Source organism: Christiangramia sediminis, assembly GCF_020552705.1.
GTDB classification, from domain to species: Bacteria; Bacteroidota; Bacteroidia; order Flavobacteriales; family Flavobacteriaceae; genus Christiangramia; species Christiangramia sediminis.
Window position 1 is genome coordinate 561,703 of the sequence record NZ_JAJBZG010000002.1, and the last position, 18,196, is coordinate 579,898.

Sequence of the window (18,196 nt, forward strand, 5' to 3'; positions counted from 1 at the left end):
TGTAAGAGACTAGCGATAAATTCAGAGTCCGGAAGTCTTTCTTTTCGGACTTTTTGGATTCAGAAAAATACTCTACATGCAAAAAACTACTCTTAAGTGAAATTTTCAGGATTCAGAAGCTGGCTTCAAAATGAAAAGTTCCTTAGTTATCTAAACAGATTTTCATTTGTATTAAGCCTGGTTACACTACTGGTGGCTATTTATGATCTTGGTTTTCGCCATGCTGAATATGAAGAGACACAACTAAACCATTTCTATTTTGGGGCATTGATTGTAGGAGTGATTTCGATTCTGTTACGTTATTTTCTGTTCCGGGTACATTTTCGACTAAAGGTTCGAATTTTTGATAGTGTTCTGGGAGCACTCTTTGCCCTATTAATTTTCATAAAAATCGAGGGAATTCTTGAAAACTTCCCCATGATGGAGTTTATGAATAAAATGGTGTATGTATACCTGGCTGCTCTCATTTACTTTGTTCGGGAATTTTCTACGGTAGAGTTCAATTTCAGTAACCAGTATCTTAATCCGGCACAATTATTCATAACCAGTTTTTTACTCATCATCCTGGGCGGTACTTCATTATTGATGTTACCCAAGGCTACCTATGAAGGAATAAGCCTGCTGGATGCACTATTCACTTCAACCAGTGCAGTTTGTGTTACCGGACTAATCGTTGTGGATACCGGCTCTTATTTTACACTTTTTGGCCAGACCATTATTTTGATGTTGATGCAAATAGGTGGTTTGGGGATCATGACATTTGCCAGTTACTTCAGTTATTTTTTCAGGGGGCAGACATCTTATCAAAATCAATTGATGCTCAAGGACGCTACAAATTCTGAAAAGATTAGTGAAGTTTTTAATGTACTTAAAAAGATCCTTTTCATCACTTTTATTATAGAATTGCTCGGAGCGATTTTTATTTATTTCAGTCTTAGCAAATCAGAGATCTCACATATTGGAGACCGCTTATTCTTTTCAATATTTCATGCGGTGAGTGGTTTTTGCAATGCAGGTTTTTCAACCCTGGAAAACAGCCTTTACGAACCTGATTTCAGATTTAATTATCCGCTGCATCTTGCGATTGCATTTCTGTTTATTCTTGGAGGGATAGGTTTTCCCATTGTACTTAATCTTTATAAATACGCTAAGTACAACTTTAAAAATTTATTCCTGAAATTCACCAGAAGAAGACCCCTTCCCCATTCCCCCTGGGCCATTAATTTAAATACTAGAATTGTGGTGGTGACCACCATTATTTTGTTAAGCCTGGGCACGATATTTTTCTATGTTTTAGAATACAATAATACTTTAGCTGAACATAATTGGTTTGGGAAAATCGTAACGGCATTCTTTGGTGCGTCCACTCCAAGAACAGCCGGTTTTAATACAGTAGATACTGGCGCCTTGAATTTTAGTACTCTACTGATGATCTTTCTACTTATGTGGGTGGGTGCTTCCCCGGCTTCTACAGGCGGTGGCATCAAAACCAGTACGCTTGCCATAGCAACGCTTAATTTTTTGAGTCTGGCCCGCGGAAAAGACAGAATTGAGGTTTACAGAAGAGAAATTTCGCAGGCCTCCTTAAGACGTGCCTTTGCAATAATATCCTTATCGCTCATGGTGATTGGATTTGCCATATTCTTAATAGCAACTTTTGACCAGGATAAAACACTTTTAAGTATCGCTTTTGAATCATTTTCAGCTTATAGCACTGTAGGCCTTTCCACTGGCATTACTGCAGACCTATCTTCATACTCAAAAGTGGTTCTTATCTTTACAATGTTCATAGGTAGAGTAAGCATGCTCACCCTTTTAATTGCCATTTTAAGACGTGTGAAACATATGAATTATCGCTATCCAACCGATGAAATTTTAATCAACTAAAGGAAAATCATGAAATGCCATTATAAGATTTTGAAACCAAACAAAATATTTATTGGCGTTCCGAAAACTCGGGAACATCTAAGCGATTAATAACAGATAAATTTAAACAGATGAAATATATAGTGATAGGACTGGGAGTTTTTGGTTCATCAATAGCCGAAAAACTAACCGAGATGGGAAACGAGGTGATTGGGGTAGATATTAGTATGAGTAAGGTTGAAGGAATTAAAGAAAAGATCACTCATGCAATAAGTCTTGATGCTACAGATATGGAAGCGGTTAAAAATCTACCTCTGGAAGATACCGATATTGTAATAATTGGGATAGGCGAAGATAAAGGAGCCAACATTATGGCTGCCGCTCTTATGAAACAAATGCATGTAAAAGGACTCATTAGTCGTGCGGTAGATCCGCTGCAACGTTTAGTTCTGGAAGCAATGGGAATTGATGAAATTATTCACCCTGAAAAAGAAACTGCAGATCGCTGGGCGCAAAGACTTAATCTGGAAGGGGTGGTAGACAGTTTTGAACTGGACAGCAATTACAGTATTGTAGAAACCAGAATCCCTAAAGAATACCACGAAAAGACCATTAAAGATCTCAATATAAAAGCTGAATTTGATATCATTATTCTAACTACCATGAATGTTTCACCCACTCGTAATGAACTGGGAGCTCAAACCGAAAAGGCTTCAGTCCAGGGAATTGCCAGGGCAGATACCGTTCTTTATAAAGATGAAATAATGGTACTTTATGGTCATAATAAAGATATTAAAAGACTTCTCGAGGAACATCGTAAATTTAAAGAAGGCATATAAACTATGCTATCTTAGAGCCGTTTGGCATTTTTTGATCGGGAGTAAGCAGCACCACATCTTTACTTTCACCCAGTACTCCAAGCACCAGGCATTCACTTTTGAAGCCGGCAATTCTTTTTACAGGAAAATTAATCACGGCAATAATTTGTCTTCCGGGTAGCTCTTCACGGGTATAGCGCCTGGTTATCTGGGCAGAAGATCTCTTTTCGCCAATCTCTTCACCAAAATCTATATTTAATTTATAGGCCGGCTCCTTAGCTTCCGGAAAGGCTTCCACAGAAATTATAGTTCCCACACGCATTTCCACTTTTTCAAAGTCACTCCAACTGATCTCTTCCATCTCTAAATTTTAAGAAGTCCAAAATAGAGAATATTCAACATTAATAATTAATTTTAAGAAAAAAGATGTCACTTACTTCTTCGAATAAGATAAAACTGGGCATGGAAGCTCCCAACTTCAAATTGATGGATACCATTACAGATCATTTGGTAACACTTAATGAAGTAAAAGGAGAACGTGGAACCTTGATCATGTTTATCTGCAATCACTGTCCCTTTGTAAAACATGTAAATGATGAAATTGTGCATATTGTCAATGAGTATCGTCAATTAGGTTTTGGCTTTGCCGGGATCATGAGTAATGATGTTAAAAAATATCCACAGGATAGTCCTGAAAAGATGAAGGAGCATGCGGCAAAACATCAGTATTCATTCCCTTATCTCTTTGATGGAACCCAGGAAATCGCCAAAGCCTATGATGCTGCCTGTACACCCGATTTCTATCTCTTTGACGATGAATTAAAATTGATCTATCACGGGCAATTAGACAGTAGCAGACCAGGAAATGGTCTTCATTCTAACGGTAGAGATCTTAGAGAAGCAATGGATGCCGTATTAAATAACCGTAAGGTAGACGAGGATCAAAAACCCAGTATTGGGTGCAATATAAAATGGAAGGAATAATTTAACGACATCTTGCATTTTTGGGATATTATTTTTTTTTACTTTTATAAACCTATAGATTTAATAGGTTATTATTTTAAATAAAAAATTATATTGATTATGAGTGATTTAAGATTAGGAGAAAAAGCCCCAAACTTTGATGCCGAAACTTCGGAAGGAAAAATCAATTTTTACGATTACCTGGGAGATAGCTGGGGAATTCTATTTTCCCATCCTGCAGATTACACGCCGGTTTGTACTACAGAATTAGGGACCGTAGCAAATTATAAAGCTGAATTTGATAAGCGGGACGTGAAAGTGATGGCACTGAGCGTAGATGGACTAAAATCCCATGAAGGCTGGATAAAAGACATCAATGAGACCCAAAATACCAGGGTTAATTTCCCCATTATTGCTGATGAAGATAGAAAGGTTTCAGATCTCTACGGAATGATACATCCAAAGGCAGATGATACACTTACGGTAAGATCTGTATTTGTGATCGCTCCAGACAAGAGTATCAAAATGACCCTTACGTACCCTGCCAGTACCGGAAGAAATTTTGATGAATTGCTACGTGTAATAGATTCACTTCAATTAACTGCCTATAACAAGGTAGCAACCCCAGCTAACTGGAAAAACGGAGAGGATGTAGTGATAAGCCCTTCAGTAAGCAATGAGGAGGCAGATAAAATGTTCCCGAAAGGTTATAAAGTAGTGAAGCCTTATTTAAGGACTACCGCTCAACCTGAACTAAAAAAATAAGATCTCTTTTTTAGAAATTTTAAGGCTGGCATATTATTGCCAGCCTTTTCTTTTTAAAAGATTCTCCAACTGTGCAAAATGATGCCGGCCGTGCCAGGAATAATGGGCTAGACTTTCCTTTAATGTAAATCTATGTCCGGAGACAGGATGAACAAAGGTTTTTTCAAAATCTGAGACACTCATATTCTCCAACAGGATCACCCATTTGGCATGCAAAGCACTTATAAGATCCAGTGATATCTCCACAGGAGCCAGTTTTGAATCATCCAGGTCTGCAAATTGTTTCTCATCAAAAGCTTTAATGGTCGGTTCATCTTCTGTCAGAGCCCATTTAAAACGAAGCAGGCCGTTCATATGACTATCGGCAATATGGTGCAACAATTGCTTCAATGTCCAACCTTCCGGCCTGTAAGGTGTGTCCAATTGCTCCTTGGTAAGTGTTCTCGTCGCATTATTGAATTTTAGAGGTAATTCACTAATGTCACTTATCCACTTTTGAATATCTGTGGAAGATATTTTCTCAGGAACCTTACTTTTCCCGATAGGATATTTTAAGTCTTCAATTTCTTCTGTAGTCATTCTTAAAAATAAAAAAACGCGCTGAGAATTCAGCGCGTTTTATGATTAGATATTATTTCGGCTTTTAAGTTTCTGTTACCGCATTTGGTTTGCAAAAACTAAAACTAATTGGTCGTCATCCTGAACTCCTTTCAGCATCTCAATAATATTAAATTTAGAAACTGAAATAAGTTCAGGGAGACGTAACCACATAAAGTTAAATAGAACTGAAAAATCTATTTTACATCCATCAATTCTACGTCAAAAATAAGCACCGCATTTGGAGGGATCACTCCGCCGGCTCCTCTTTCACCATAAGCAAGGTGTGAAGGAATAACCATTCTTGCCTTATCTCCAACTTCAAGAAGCTGAATACCTTCATCCCAGCCCGGGATCACATGTCCTATTCCAACTGGAAATTCGAGAGGTTTGTTTCTTTTATAAGAAGAATCAAAAACAGTCCCGTCTGCAAGCTGACCTTTATAATGTACAGATACATTATCGCCTTTATTCGCTTTTTTACCATCACCTTTTTGGATGATCTGGTAACGAAGACCACTGCTGGTTTTTTCAAAACCTGTTGCTAGTTTTTCAACTTCCGCTTCAGCTTTCTTTTCTTCTTCTTCTTCTTTCTGGGCTTTTTGAGCAGTAAAATTCTTAAATGCTGCTGTAGCATTGAAATTTTCAGCTTCACTTCCCTCACGAATGATCTCTACTTTTTCAAGCTTATCTCCCTGCTGGATCTTATCAACCACATCCTGACCTTCCACTACATTTCCAAAGACCGTATGTTTCCCGTCTAGCCACGGAGTTTCCACGTGAGTAATAAAAAACTGACTACCGTTAGTTCCGGGACCGGCATTGGCCATAGAAAGTTTTCCGGGGGCATCATGTTTTAATTCAGGATGAATCTCATCATCGAACTGATAACCGGGACCTCCAGCTCCGGTTCCCTGAGGATCTCCTCCCTGAACCATAAAATCTGGAATTACTCGGTGAAATTTTAATCCGTCATAATAAGGTTCGCCCTTTTCTTTTGGGTCATTTTCTATTTCCCCTTCTGCAAGTCCTACAAAGTTCCCTACAGTTCCGGGAGTTTTTTCATATTCCAGCTCTACCAGGATCTCTCCTTTTGAAGTATGGAATTTAGCATATAATCCGTCGTTCATTTTATTGAATTTTAATAAAGTGCAAAGATACCCAGTTTAATTTTTATAGACCTGCTCCCCGTTCACAAAAGTTGAGATCACTTTAGTGTCTGGTACGCTATCTATTTCAACTTCCATAATGTCCCTGTCCAGGATCACAAAATCAGCAAACTTTCCGGCTTCGATACTTCCCTTCTCCTCCTCTTCAAAATTTGAATAGGCTGCCCAGATGGTCATTCCTTTTAAAGTTTCTTCTCTGCTTAAAGCCTGGTCTTTCATAAAACCACCTTCAGGAAAATTATCGGTATCCTGACGATCTACGGATGCATAAAAGGTCAAAAACGGATTCACTTTTTCCACAGGGAAATCGGTTCCCAAAGCCACGATTCCGGCCTGCTCCAGTAATTTTTTGTAGGCATACGCTCCCTTTATCCGGTCTTCCCCAAGTCTATCTTCTGCCCAGTACATATCACTGGTCGCATGCGTTGCCTGTATTGAAGGAATAATATTTTTACTGAAATATTGGAAATCTGCAGCATCTATTACCTGAGAATGTTCTACTCTCCAACGGCGGTCATCAGTATCTCCCAATAATGAGTCATAGGTTTTTAGCACCAAATAATTGGCAGAATCACCAATGGCATGAGTGTTCATTTGAAATTCAGACTTTGCGATGCGTTCTGCAGTTTGTTTAAATTCTGAAACCGGAGAAAGCAAAGCTCCAAAATGATTTTCCCTGTCTGAATATTCTTCTTTTAACGCCGCTCCCCGTGAACCCAAAGCTCCATCGCCATAGAATTTAACCGATCTCACATTTAACCTTTCGGTCTTGTAAGGCCCATTCTCAAGATAATAATCAAGATTTTCTTTAGTATTACTGATCATTGCATATAACCTGATCTTTAATTCTCCCGAATTATTCAGGCTGTCTATCAGCTCAATCACCTGCTTGTCTATCCCGGCATCATCTACCGTAGTAAGCCCATAGCTAAAACAGATCTCCTGGGCATCCATAAGTGCCTCTACCTGGGTGTCGATGTCTATATCATCGGTAATTTTTTCGATCAATAACATCGGGTTATCTACCAGGATCCCGGTTAACTTTCCGTTCTTTTGCTCAATATCCCCACCCTCAAATTCAGTTTCTGTAGTGATATTAGCTTTATCTAAAGTCGCCTGATTTACCAGCATCGCATGCCCGTCAATTCGGGTAATGGCTACAGGAGTATCCGGAAACAAACGATCCAAGGTATCCTTTACCGGAAATTCTTTCACCTCCCAATCATTCTGATCCCATCCTCTTCCGACAATAAAATCCACTCCATTCTTCTGCTGAAATTCCACGATCTTTACCACAACCTCCTTAAAACTTTTGGTACCGGTAAGATCTACCCGTTGTTGCTGCATTCCCAATCCATAAAAATGGGCATGTGCATCTATTAGTCCGGGATAGACAGGTTTTCCTTCGGCATCAATACTTTCTGAAAACTCATATTTGTCCTGTAAATCTTTTAAATTACCGACTTCCAGGAATTTTCCGTCTTTTACAACGAACGCATCAGTCGTAGAAAATTCATTATCAACGGTATAAATTTTTCCGTTAAAAACTAAAAGATCAGCATCTTGTTTTGAGCTTCCACATGAAAATAACAATAAGCTAATGCTGAGTAAAGCGAGATATTTCTTCATCATTAATTAAATTTTAGCCTAAAATAAAGAAAGCTTTTTAGATACCTACTCCTATGCTGAAATATTCAAAGCTATTGGTCTTGCTTCATTTGCATTCTCAGTTCTGAACTTTATAATAAAAGCCATATTTTAGATCATTCTGAAAATCAAACATTTCATGAAACTGAAATTTCACTCTTTACTGATTGCTATAATTATTAGCACGAGTTTGCAAGCTCAAAAATCATCTGAAGCTAAAGTCAGGCATTTTCATGATACTATAGGTTTTGCAAAGCATAGCTGGCAAATGGACAGTATTATCTCCAGAATTGGAGATTCTGATAAAGTTCAGAATCAGGAAGTCTATAAAGCGGTGATAAATCCGCATGACGACTATAAGTATGCAGCAGGTCTTTATGCTAAAACGCTTTCTGGTATCAAAGCAAATACGGTTGTTTTAGTTGGAGTTGCCCATCGTGCGCGAAATTTCGATCTTCAGGACAAAATTATTTTTGGTTCCTTTAATTCCTGGGAAGCACCCTATGGAAATGTGAAGGTTTCAGCAATTAGAGAGGAGATACTCAAAAACCTAAAAACTGTTACGTACGTGGTGCATGATAGTATGATGCAATTGGAACATTCTCTTGAGGCTATCGTTCCATTTCTTCAACATCAAAATAAGGAGGTACAAATTATTCCACTTCTGGTTACTTACATGAAATTTGAAGATATGCAGCGCTTTTCGAAAGAATTATCTAAAACACTTTCAGAAATTATGAAAGATAAAAAAATGCAATACGGAAAAGACCTTGCGGTAGTAATTTCCAATGACGCTATTCATTTTGGAAGCGAAGATTGGGGCGGAAGCGATCTTGCACCTTTCGGAACTGATGAGGAAGGGAATGAAAAAGCTCACCAAAAAGATCTGAGAATCATCGCAGAAACGCTGAAAGGGAAATTAGAGGATGACAAAATTAAAACGTTCAATAATTATACGGTAAAACCAGAGAATTATAAAGAATACAATTGGACCTGGTGTGGGCGATATTCTGTCCCATTAGGACTTCTTTTCGCCAATGAATTAAATAAAATCACCCAAAATAAAAACTTGCATGGTGAAATGCTGGATTATCGTTCCAGTCTCAAAAATGAACATCTGCAAGTAGAAGATCTCGGGATGGGCACTACCGCTCCTTCCAAACCAACACATTGGGTCGCTTATGTGGGAATGGCCTATCAATAGAACAAAAGACCAACTAAAATCTAAATCTATGAAAAAACTTTTTTTACTATTTCTTATCACTCTGATCTCCTGTAATAATGATCCAGAAAAAGTTGATCTATTAATTACAAATGCCACCGTACTGGATATAGAGCAAAACAAAAAATGGGTAAACAGGCTCGTTGCTATTCGGAATGATACTATAGTGGCAGTAAAAACCATGCGTGATAGCGATGAATTCATAGCGGACGAAACCTATGATGCTAAAGGCAATTTCCTGATGCCTGGTCTTTGGGATAATCATGTACATTTTAGAGGAGGCGATAGTCTGGCATCTGAAAACAGGGATTTGCTACCTCTTTTTCTGAAATATGGCATAACCACCGTTCGGGATGCGGGTGGTGATATTAGCAAAGAAGTATTCAAGTGGAAAAAACAAATCGAGAATAAAGAACTCACTGGACCGCGTATTTTTTCATCAGGTCCTAAGCTAGACGGGGAAAATCCAGCCTGGCCAGGATCAATTTCTGTAACTTCTGAAAATGATGTTGAATTAGGTCTGGATTCATTAGAAAAAATGAATGCCGATTACGTCAAAATATACGATGGAAGCATTACTAAAGAGATGTATTACGAAATCATCAAAGAGGCTGAAAAAAGAAAACTTAAAGTAACGGGGCATATGCCAATGTCTGCAGATGTGACTGAAGCTGTAAAGTTTGGATTGGATGGTACCGAACATCTGTATTATGTGATGAAAGCAGCTTCAGTAAAAAAGGATAGTATAGAAAAAGTAAATTCCGGCTATTCTATGATTATCCCGCTTGCTCAGACCTATAATGATTCTGTGGCAAAAATCGTTTTTGATGAATTGGCGGAAGCAGACTTTTATGTTACACCTACACTTCATATTGGAAACGTACTGAAAGAATTGGCCGATACGGATCATAGTGAAGATAATTTGCTTGAATATATTGGTCCTGGAATACAAAAGTCTTATCAAGGGCGGATAAATTCTGCAAAACGTGCAAAAGAATCAGGGACCAGTATGCGTGATTTCACAGAGGATGTTTTTCAGAAAATGATCAGGCCTATGTATAATTCTGGAATAAAGATCCTGGCAGGTTCAGACTGTGGGCCTTTTAATTCTTTCATCTACCCAGGGGAATCCTTGCACGAGGAACTTAAAGCACTGGAAGATGCTGGATTAACAACTCAACAAGCATTGCTGACATCAATAAGGAACGGTCCCAGATTTTTTGATCTTCAAAATTCATTTGTAAAAGTAAAAGAAGGTAGAGTAGCAGATTTGATCATACTTTCAGAAAATCCCATGGAAAAAATAGACAATCTTAAATCTATTGAGGTTGTGGTGAATAAAGGCAGAATTTTAAAAGTTTCGGAATTGCCTGAAAAAACACCTTAATCTTTTCGAAATAGTGCCATTAAAAAAGCCCTCTTCTTTGAGGGCTTATATATTTGAAAAATTTCAGAATTAATTAATTGAAATCAAATTTATAGGTAACTCCACCCAGCACCTGAATTCCCTGAACATCATAATCCAGCCACTTCTGGTAATTGTTATTTAGAAGGTTGCTTCCTTTCACAAATGCAGAAAGCTGATCATTAAAACGATATCCAAGATGAGCATTCGCATCAAAATAACTATCTAGCGTAATTATTGGATCATCAAAAACAAGACTAATAGATCTGTTCTCATCTTTACGTTCTCCGATATAAAATAGATTCGCTCCGGTATACCATTTTTCGGTGATCTGGTAATCTGCATTCAAACTAGCCTTCATAGTTGGCAGATTCCAGGCTTCTGCCTGTGAATCGGTATTATAATCAAAAAATTCACCATTTATACCCAGTCGGAAGTTTCTGTTTACGTCTACATTCAATTCCGCATAGAATGATAAGGTCTTCACCTCGTCGTACACTACATCGAAACTATTACCGTAGGTATAACTTTCTCCTTCCAGCGTTGAGGCATCATAATTTCTCTTGAATAATGGCTTATTGTATTGCGACTGATAACTTCCGCGTAAATTATAAGAAACTGCATTGCTGAGTTTACCCTTACCTCCTACATAACCTTTATATTGATTATCTGTAGGCATGATATTTAGTGTTGGCGAAACATACGGGTTCTCCTGGAAAAAATTGTAATATGTATTTTGTTGAAGATCTCCATCTACACCCGCATAAGCTGTAAAATAATCACCCGCTAACCTGTAACTGGCAGATACGGCCGGGTAAATATAGAAACTACCGTCGCTGTTTTCCACATCCATACCATACACAAAATTCACTCCCAGGTTAATGCTAAGATCATCTCTTAAGATCAACAGACTTGGAGTCGCATTGAAATTCATGAATGTATAGTCATAGCCAGGATTTGAATCGTATGTTCTATCGAACTTACCATTCACGATATCAGCACCGATCTTTGTTGAAATAAGTTCTTCAGCGATCTCTACTTCAAAAAGTCCTTCGGCGTTGAAATGATTTTCAGCGGTACTGTAAGAATCCCCGGAATGACGAAAACGAGCCTTCGCACTATCAAAGAAAGAATCATAAAGCTCTATCTCACTCCCCACATAAACGGAATAATAATTTTGTGCGGGATCCAGATTAAGCAATTCCGGGTCGCTTTCGGGATTTGCAGGAATATTATATTCCGGAAGACCGTACCAGTTAAATAACTGATGTTCGGCTCCTACTTCAGCCATCCAGGACAAATCACGATTTCGAGTATTATAGTTCAAATTCAATTCGGTATCATAGAATTTATCATCCAGTACCACATCCTCAATACCTCCCTGCGAAGAATTATGGGTAAGGAAAATTCCGAAATTACTACTTCGGTCTATTTCCAGACTTGAGTAGAATTCGGCCAGCACATTTGAATAATTTCCGAATCCTAAAGTGGCATAATTATCATACACTTTAGGCGGTCTTTCCCTTTCCACGGTTGTTGCCCTTCCTTTCGCAGGAGTAAAAGTTGAAGCAACCGGGACTGAAAATATGGAATATTGCACCGGTTTTTTCTGAAAGCTTACCGAATCGTTTCTGGTTGGGGTCGCTTTTATTTTGCTCGCATCTCTAACCGATGGAGTATATGGCTTTACTACTGTTACCGTTTCGCTTCCAATAGGATCCTGGGCATATAGGATCCCACTAAATATGAACAGACTAAAAAACAGACTTTTCTTGATTGCTTTAAATCGCATATAGCAGTGAATCTATTAGATTAAGTTTAGTTATTTGTTTCTACGGAAGAATTGGTCTTTGCTTCCTGGGCTTTGATTTTGGACAATTCGGCTTTTGCTTCCTGAACTACCTCTGGAAACTTCTGGAAATTTTTGGTTACATTCTCTAAAATATAGGTCGCCTGGTAAGCATCCCCGAGGGCATAAAAGTTCTTAGCCATAAGCACCAGACCTTTTGCTCCCCATAATTTATATCCAGAAAAATCTTTTGCCAGAATTTGTACCGCTGCGTTTGAAGCTTCAAAATTTCCATCTTTATTTTTGAAATAAGCATCATAATAAAGTGCTTCTGCAGCCAATTCTCCGGTAGCGGTTTTTTGAACTTCTTTGTAAGCTGAACGAGCTTTGTTATCGTTTCCAGATTGTATAGCAGCTCTGGCAACCATGACCCTTGCGTCATTTCTGGCTTCAGTTTCTGCTGTGGAATTATTCAATACCTTATCAGCATACTCATTCGCTTTGTTGAAATTTCCGGTCTCGTAATAAGACTTCATCAGGTTTTGCTGAGCGAAAACAACATTTTGCTCATTATCGGCTTGTTTCTCCAACTTTTCTAATAATGGAAGTGCCTGGGTATAATCTTTCTTTTCAAGATATATCTGAGATAACCTTGCCAGCGCCTGTTCAGAAAATTCATTCTTTGGCTTGGAAGTCACATATTTATAATTCGGAATAGATTTATCAACTTTTCCATCTCTGTAATACAACTGAGCCAGGTAGAAATTGGCATTTATTGAATGAATCCCATTCGGGAAATTCTGAATATATTTTTCAAAATTGGCAATAGCTTTTTCAGAATTATTATTCAGATATTGATTTTCAGCAGATTCATACGTGGCGTTATCAAGGTCTGCATCGCTAACCTCTACAAAGTCTATATTTCTAACCCAGCTGGCATACTCATCTGTTCTCCCAAGATCCACATAAACATTTCTTGCAGTAGAAACTGCCTGCTTGGCCTCCGGAGTATTTGGATATTCGGCAACGATCTTTCTCAATCTCTCGAGAGCTTTGTTACCTTCATTATTGTTATAGTAAATAAGTCCCTGTCTCAACATAGCTTTAGGAACCAATGCGCTCTCGGGGACATCTCTTATCAATCTATTGTAAGACTGAATCCCCTGAGTAGTATTATTAGTTGCTACATAAGTATTTCCTAATTCATACATCGCATCATCACGATATGGAGAACGCGGATACTTACCGGTAAAACTATTTAGTTCTTCAATCTTAGTGTCATTTCTATCTACAAATCCGTAGCTGATGGCTTTTTGAAATGCAGCATAATCGGCATTGCTTACTCCATTATCAATAGCATTCTGGTAAGCTTCCATGGCAGGCCAGTACTGGCTGGTAACGTAGTAAGTATCACCAAGCCTTAAAAGCGCATCATTTTTCTTAGCTCCTTCCGCATTCGCACTGGAAGCATAAGATTTGAAATAGTTAACGGCCTGGGAATAATCGTTTTTCTTAAAATAAGCATATCCAATGTTGTAATCCAGGTCTGTATACTCATCTGTATTCCTGGCAGCACTCATTCCTTTGAATTCACGGTAGCCGAGAATAGCATCGTCCATTCTATTTACATTATATTCACTCTCAGCTTTCCAGAAAGTTGCCCTGGCCGTGATATTCTGATCTCTTGGCTCTTTTAATGCTTTGTCGAAATTTTCTATGGCGGCGTAATAATCTCCTTCTTCAAAAAGCTCCAGTCCGTAGAAATAAGCTACTTTTTGATAAGCCTGCTTGTCGCTGAAATTTCGGTTGTTCTCCAGCAATCTCATCGCTTCCTCATAATTCTTTGAAGTAATGAAAGAATCTATTAAGAGAGTTTCCATCTCCTGACGTTTATCAGAATCAGGATATTTATTTAAGTAATTTATCAAAACCTGGCTGGGGCTCTCGTAAGAGTTCCCAATTTCATAACTAAGTTTTGCATAGTTGAGTAAAGCATCCTGCTGAATCTTTGCATCGAATTCCATTTCACTGGCATTCTTAAAGGCATTCAAAGCCTGTTGTTTTTGATCTGACTCTAAATATGACTGCGCGAGATGATAATAGGCATTTTGAGCGATCGCATTTTTACCGTCAACGATCTTATTGAATTCGTTGATGGCAGCCTCGTAATTTCCCTGTTTGTAATAAGCGTAACCTAACTGGTAATAATCGGTATTATTCCATTTACCACGTAATCCATTATATCCTTTCAAATAAGGAATAGCTTCTTCGTACTGCTCTAAATTGAAATAGCTTTCCCCGATGATCTTATTAAGTTGAGGAATTTCCTGTCGGTTGGCTTTTGGAAGTTGCTCCAACCCCTGTTCAATAGCTTTTTCAAAATTCCCCAGTTTGAAGTTCATATCGGCTTGGAAATAGGAAAGATCCTCCGTATAACGATCATTCCCTTTTACTTCTTCAAAATATTCATTCGCCTCTTCGTAGTCGTCCCCTTCATAAGCTATATATCCAAGATAATATTTTGCCTGAGCTCCATATTCTTTGGAATCGCGAACCCTATTAAAATATGTTTGAGCATCTTCAAACTGATTCGCTCTAAAATAGGCATACCCGTTATTAAAGTAAAAACGCTCGCGATCTTTTTTACTCATCGCATTTTCGTCTACCCTATCATACCATCTTCTGGAAAGTGCGTATTTTCCGGTTTGGAAATAATAATCAGCCACATCAAGGTATGCTGAATTTGTTTTTGTGCTCGTGGGATATCTGGTCACAAAGTTTTCCATTAACCTATCGGCTCCCGGCTGATTTAGTCGTACCGCGGCATTTGCAATATAATAGGCCGCATCTCCTTTGATCTTCTCGTCATCGGTCTTATCCTTAACGTCATCAAACAGATTCTGGGCAGCTAAATATTGCTCATTATTGTATAATTCCAGGGCGCGATTAAAGTCCACCAACTCGTGCGTGTAAGCAGCAGTTTGCTGACAAATAGCGGAAAATGAGATAGATATAAAAACGACTAGCAGATAAGCTCTCTTAAGTGTCATTTATTGTGTTTTAGATTGGAATTCAAAGATAATTTAAAGCTTGCTTCTATAACGCCGATAAAGTTCTATAATTATGTTAACGGAAAAAAAAGTATGTCAACGCCTTTTGAAAAATGTATATTTGGAAATAATTTGCAACCCGAATCAACGTTAGAAATTCATGGCTGAAACTGTTCTGGAATTAAAAAACGCGGCAATCTATCAACGCGAAAGTCTTATTTTATCTGAAGTAGACGTTACCGTATACAAAGGTGATTTTGTTTATCTCATCGGGAAGACCGGAACCGGAAAGAGTAGCTTTATGAAAACACTTTATGGTGATCTTCCACTTACCGAAGGTGAGGGCCATATTGTTGATTTTAACCTTAGAACCTTAAAGGAAAAAGATATTCCATATTTGCGCCGAAAACTGGGCGTGGTCTTTCAGGATTTCAAATTACTTACTGACAGGAATATTAAGGAAAACCTGCTATTTGTATTAAAAGCCACCGGCTGGAAAGATCAAAAAGGAATGGACAGTAAGATAGATGAAGTTCTGGACAAGGTTGGAATGAAAACGAAAGGATTCAAATATCCCTACCAGCTTTCTGGTGGTGAACAGCAAAGAGTGGCGATCGCCAGAGCTTTATTAAACGATCCTGAATTGATCCTTGCAGATGAGCCTACCGGGAACCTGGATCCACAAACTTCAGTAGAAGTAATGGAAGTACTTCAGGAAATAAGCAGAAATGGGAACACTATTTTAATGGCTACGCATGATTATGCACTGCTGCTGAAATATCCTTCAAAAACTTTGAAGTGTGACGGCCAGCGTGTATTTGAAGTGGTACAGAAATCTTTATAAATAAAAGTTTAAAATAATACTGCGTCGCTCTGCTCGCAGTATTATTTTAAAATTCCGCATAAACTTTTTTAAGGCTCTCACTATTATAATAACAATTAAAAAGAGCTGCGGAAATAAATTCAGGACAACAAATTTTAATAAGCTCTAAATCTTAATCATTCCTAAAATCTTTTCGGAAGAATATCATTTTTGATAACTTGTGAGTTCTTCAATTTATTTAATGGAAATATTAGGAATAGATATAGGTGGTTCAAGTCTGAAAGGCGCTATAGTTGATGTTAACTTAGGGGAATTAAAGACTGATACACACCGGATTCCTACTCCAGAATCCCGGGAACCGGAGGCTATGGCCCAGGCTGTAAAAGAGATGGTAGCACATTTTAATTATAAGGGGATTGTAGGTTGTGGATTTCCAACCATCGTAAAAAAAGGCATTTGTAAAGACGAAGGAAATCTAAGTGAAAAATGGGTGGGTGTTGATGTAGATGCACTTTTTGAAAAAACCACCGGATTAAACTTTACCGTGATCAATGATGCTGATGCGGCCGGCCTGGCTGAAACCCAATTTGGAGCGGGAAAAGATAAACATGGATTTGTTCTTATGATCACCGTGGGCACCGGATTGGGCAGTGGAGCTTATCTCAACGGAGAACTGATCCCTAATTTTGAACTGGGCCAGATCCCGTATAAGGAATTTGAAAAAATTGAAGAATGGGCAGCTTCCTCTATAAAGACTGAACAGAACTTAAGTTACAAAGAATGGGCTTTTCGGTTTAATATTTTTCTAAACTATATACATAAGATTTTGAACCCGGATGTGATCATGGTGGGGGGAGGAATTTCTAACGACTGGAATAAATTTGAAAAATATCTGCAAGTAGATACAAAAATTATTCCCGCAGAACTTCGAAATGATTCTGGCGTTTTAGGAGCTGCAATTGCGGCTTACCAAAAATATTCAGGCTAGGAATTCAGTCGGTCGCTTGGCAATCTTTCTACATTAGTAAATTTTCAGTAAAAGTTTAAAGCAAGTTTAAACCATCTTCCGCTTTCTCTTCCTTAGGTTCATTTGCACTACCGCCAGGAGAATAAGTACGATTCCCAGCCATTGCCAGATATCCACCCGTTCATTTAGTAAAAAATAAGCCATAAGTACAGCTGCAGGTAATTCAATTGAAGAAATTATCGCACCTAATCCCACATCAATTTTAGGCATTCCGGCAGTGTAAAGAAGTGGCGGTAGGATCGTCCCGAAAAGAGCTAAAATCAAACCCCACTTTAAAAGAATTTCAGTGTTGTACTCAACAAATAAGTATGGCAGAGAAATTATGCTCACTACTAAAAATCCGCCGATCATCATCCAGAGACTACGTTTTATAGATTGCATTTCTAGAGCAACCGTATTAGAGTAATAAATGGTACCTGTATAAGACAATGCTGCCAGGATTCCCCAGCCAATTCCTCTCCAGTCTACCACAAATTCATCGTTAAGAACATTGGTAGCCAATAAAGTTCCGAGAAGTATGGCAATAACCGCCAGGATTTTTTTTATGCCTGGTTTTTTACCTGCGATTATGGCTTCCAATACTACTCCTATCCATACACTTTGCATCAACATTACAATTCCTATCGATACCGGAATATATTTTACCGCGAGATAATAGAAAGTACTGGTAAGTCCCAGCGTAGTTCCGGCAGCGATTAGCTTTAACTTGCTTTTCGTTTTCGAATTTGCCGGTGTCCCCTGCTCTTTTTTTCCGAAGAAGATATTTATTAGTAAGATCCCTAATAGTCCCAGAGCCATTTGAGAAAACGTAACTTCATGAGAAGTATAACCTTCAGCATAGGCCATCTTAACAAAAGTAGTTAGCATACCATAACTGCATGCTCCCAAGGCAACTAGTATAGAACCTTTGAGTATAGATTTATCCATATTATAAACTGTAAAAATCGACTGGATTCTTTTCTATCCTGCCAGTCGCCAGATTTATTTAGCTAAAATGAAATAGCTTATGATCATATTTTCAGGCATAAAAAAGCTGCCTTAAATCTTAATTCAAG

The 18,196-nt window shown here is 38.2% G+C and carries 15 protein-coding genes; 8 read left to right on the top strand and 7 right to left on the bottom strand.

Annotated elements, in window-relative coordinates:
- The first annotated feature begins 96 nt into the window (after positions 1 to 96).
- The gene (locus tag LGQ90_RS06935) at positions 97 to 1,887 is read left to right on the top strand and encodes a TrkH family potassium uptake protein (RefSeq protein WP_229339523.1); all 1,791 of its coding nucleotides are present in this window, start codon (positions 97 to 99) and stop codon (positions 1,885 to 1,887) included.
- A gap of 110 nt (positions 1,888 to 1,997) precedes the next feature.
- Positions 1,998 to 2,705, top strand: a complete 708-nt coding sequence (locus LGQ90_RS06940; protein WP_229339525.1) for a potassium channel family protein — start codon at positions 1,998 to 2,000, stop codon at positions 2,703 to 2,705.
- A gap of 1 nt (position 2,706) precedes the next feature.
- Here LGQ90_RS06940 and LGQ90_RS06945 read toward each other — a convergent pair whose 3' ends face one another.
- Entirely contained in the window at positions 2,707 to 3,045 is a 339-nt protein-coding gene (locus LGQ90_RS06945; protein ID WP_229339527.1) for a tRNA-binding protein, read from the bottom strand.
- Between the two features lie 65 nt (positions 3,046 to 3,110).
- Between LGQ90_RS06945 and LGQ90_RS06950 the strand changes: the two genes are divergently transcribed.
- Positions 3,111 to 3,668: a thioredoxin family protein gene (locus LGQ90_RS06950; RefSeq protein WP_229339529.1), complete on the top strand. Its 558-nt coding sequence runs from the start codon at positions 3,111 to 3,113 to the stop codon at positions 3,666 to 3,668.
- A 99-nt stretch (positions 3,669 to 3,767) separates the two neighbouring features.
- Entirely contained in the window at positions 3,768 to 4,412 is a 645-nt protein-coding gene (locus LGQ90_RS06955) for a peroxiredoxin (protein ID WP_229339531.1), read from the top strand.
- A gap of 33 nt (positions 4,413 to 4,445) precedes the next feature.
- Here the strand turns inward: LGQ90_RS06955 and LGQ90_RS06960 are convergent, their stop codons facing one another.
- The 3 genes from LGQ90_RS06960 to LGQ90_RS06970 form a co-directional block, all read right to left on the bottom strand.
- Positions 4,446 to 4,991 carry a YfiT family bacillithiol transferase gene (locus LGQ90_RS06960; protein WP_229339533.1) on the bottom strand — a complete coding sequence of 182 codons (546 nt, stop codon included), beginning with the start codon at positions 4,989 to 4,991 and terminating at the stop codon, positions 4,446 to 4,448.
- 215 nt (positions 4,992 to 5,206) lie between these two features.
- Entirely contained in the window at positions 5,207 to 6,139 is a 933-nt protein-coding gene (locus LGQ90_RS06965; RefSeq protein ID WP_229339535.1) for a peptidylprolyl isomerase, read from the bottom strand.
- Between the two features lie 36 nt (positions 6,140 to 6,175).
- Positions 6,176 to 7,807, bottom strand: coding sequence for an amidohydrolase (locus LGQ90_RS06970; RefSeq protein ID WP_229340061.1), 1,632 nt, complete (start codon positions 7,805 to 7,807; stop codon positions 6,176 to 6,178).
- A 157-nt stretch (positions 7,808 to 7,964) separates the two neighbouring features.
- Here LGQ90_RS06970 and amrB point away from each other — a divergent pair, with 157 nt between their 5' ends.
- The gene (amrB, locus tag LGQ90_RS06975; protein WP_229339537.1) at positions 7,965 to 9,029 is read left to right on the top strand and encodes an AmmeMemoRadiSam system protein B; all 1,065 of its coding nucleotides are present in this window, start codon (positions 7,965 to 7,967) and stop codon (positions 9,027 to 9,029) included.
- Positions 9,030 to 9,057: 28 nt separating this feature from the next.
- Complete coding sequence (locus LGQ90_RS06980) at positions 9,058 to 10,434, top strand: amidohydrolase family protein (protein ID WP_229339539.1); 1,377 nt, start codon at positions 9,058 to 9,060, stop codon at positions 10,432 to 10,434.
- Positions 10,435 to 10,507: 73 nt separating this feature from the next.
- Here LGQ90_RS06980 and LGQ90_RS06985 read toward each other — a convergent pair whose 3' ends face one another.
- Together LGQ90_RS06985 and LGQ90_RS06990 are read right to left on the bottom strand one after the other, a co-directional pair.
- Positions 10,508 to 12,244 (bottom strand): TonB-dependent receptor, encoded by a 1,737-nt coding sequence (locus tag LGQ90_RS06985; RefSeq protein ID WP_229339541.1) that lies wholly within the window; start codon positions 12,242 to 12,244, stop codon positions 10,508 to 10,510.
- A 26-nt stretch (positions 12,245 to 12,270) separates the two neighbouring features.
- A complete protein-coding gene (locus LGQ90_RS06990; protein ID WP_229339543.1) occupies positions 12,271 to 15,291 on the bottom strand; it encodes a tetratricopeptide repeat protein in 3,021 nt (1,006 codons plus the stop codon).
- Positions 15,292 to 15,451: 160 nt separating this feature from the next.
- On the opposite strand from LGQ90_RS06990, the gene LGQ90_RS06995 reads away from it, so the two are divergent.
- Positions 15,452 to 16,135 (top strand): cell division ATP-binding protein FtsE, encoded by a 684-nt coding sequence (locus LGQ90_RS06995; RefSeq protein ID WP_229339545.1) that lies wholly within the window; start codon positions 15,452 to 15,454, stop codon positions 16,133 to 16,135.
- A 220-nt stretch (positions 16,136 to 16,355) separates the two neighbouring features.
- Positions 16,356 to 17,102, top strand: coding sequence for a polyphosphate--glucose phosphotransferase (gene ppgK, locus LGQ90_RS07000; protein WP_229339547.1), 747 nt, complete (start codon positions 16,356 to 16,358; stop codon positions 17,100 to 17,102).
- 66 nt (positions 17,103 to 17,168) lie between these two features.
- Here the strand turns inward: ppgK and LGQ90_RS07005 are convergent, their stop codons facing one another.
- A complete protein-coding gene (locus LGQ90_RS07005) occupies positions 17,169 to 18,068 on the bottom strand; it encodes an EamA family transporter (protein WP_229339549.1) in 900 nt (299 codons plus the stop codon).
- Between the last annotated feature and the right edge of the window lie 128 nt (positions 18,069 to 18,196).